The sequence below is a fragment of the Cupriavidus sp. R6-3 genome (assembly GCF_059772245.1).
The window spans coordinates 1-1,665 of the sequence record NZ_JCBAJO010000427.1 but is presented as its reverse complement, the minus strand read 5'-3'; the positions used below and the strand labels follow the sequence as shown (position 1 = coordinate 1,665).

At 73.3% G+C, this 1,665-nt stretch carries 1 protein-coding gene; it reads left to right on the top strand.

Going from position 1 to position 1,665, the window contains the following annotated elements; all coding sequences use genetic code 11:
* On the top strand, window positions 1-1,665 hold a 1,665-nt coding region (locus tag AC6EI8_RS26380), incomplete at both ends, for a YhdP family phospholipid transporter (protein ID WP_498383375.1).

Here is a 1,665-nt window from a genome sequence, read left to right as displayed (position 1 = left end):
CGACGCTCGACCTCGACGCGCTGCGCGCGCTGTCGACCGCGATGCCGCTCGATACCGCGCTGGCCCGCGAGGTGCGCGTGCTGCGGCCGTCCGGCCGGCTCGACAATCTCGACGTCGACTGGACCCGCGAGCGCGGCGGCCTGCTGCAGCGGCAAGGCGGTCCCGCCCGCTATCGCATCCAGGGCACGCTGCGCAACGTGTCGGTGCGCGAGCAGCCGGCCGAACCGGCGTTCGACAAGGAGGGCCATGCGAACCTGGGCATTCCCGGCTTCAGCGGCCTGTCCGGCAACTTTTCCTTCGACCAGCAGGGCGGCAGCGCGCGCTTCGAGGGCACCCAGGCCACGCTGACCTTCCCCGGCGTCTTCGAAGACCCGCGCCTGCCCTTCGACGAACTGGCCGGCGCATTCGAGTGGCGCCGCGAGGGCGGCAAGCTGGTGGTGCGCACCGACGGCATCCGCTTCGCCAACGCCGACACGGCCGGCACCGTGCGCGGCAGCTGGCGCGAAGGCGGCGACGGCCACGCCGGCATTGCGGAACTGGACGGCGAGCTCGGCCGCGCGCAGATCGCACGCGTGCCGCGCTACCTGCCGCTGCACATTCCCGCCAGTACGCGCCACTATCTGGCCGGCGCGCTGGCGGGCGGCGAGTCCGAGGCGGTCCGTTTCCAGGTCAAGGGCGATCTGGCCCACTTCCCTTTCCATGGTGACGCCGCCCGGCATGGCGACTTCCACGTGGACGTGCCGCTGCGGCAGGCGTCCTACCAGATCGACCCGCACGGTCCGGACGGCAAGCCGCTGTGGCCGCTGTTCACCGAGATCGACGGCAGCCTGCGGTTCGAGCGCGGCGCGATGGCGCTGAACGTCGAGCGCGCCTCGGTGCAGGGCCTGGCCGGCGTGGCGCTGCGCGACGTCAAGGGCCGCATCGACGAGCTGGACCACCGCGGACGGCTGACGCTGGACGGCAGCGCCAGCGGCCCGATGCAGGGTTTCCTGCGCTATATCGCCAGCAGCCCGGTGCGCGAGTGGACCGGCAACGTCACCGGCGACGCGCGCGGCCAGGGCAATGGCGAATTGCGGCTCAAGCTGGACCTGCCGCTGGCCGATGCCACCCGCAGCAAGGTCGAGGGCCAGTACCGCCTGACCGGCAACGACGTGGTGCTGGCGCCGGGCCTGCCGATGCTGGGCGGCGCCACCGGCACGGTGGCTTTCAACGAGCACGGTTTCCAGCTCGATGCGGTGCGCGCGCGCGTGCTCGGCGGCGAGGTGCGCGCCAGCGGCGGCACGCAGTCCGACGGCACGGTGCGCGTGACCGCGGCCGGCAGCGCCAACTCGCGCGGCATCGCCGAGGCGCTGTCCGGTGCCGGGCTGACGCCGCTGGCGCGCCGCTTCGACGGCAATGCCAGCTACCAGGCAGTGATCGGCGTGCGCGAACGCCAGCCGGTGATCTCGTTCACCGCGGACCTCGCCGGCATGGCGGTCGACCTGCCGGCGCCGCTGGCCAAGCCGGCCGGGCAGCCGGCGCCGCTGCGCCTGGAGGTACGACCGGTGGCCGGACGCGCGGGCCACGAGGAACTCGAACTGCAATACGGCGCGATGCTGAACGCCCGCTATCTGCTGCGCCGTGGCGCCGGCGGCGTCGAGGTCGTCAACGGCGGCATCGGCATCG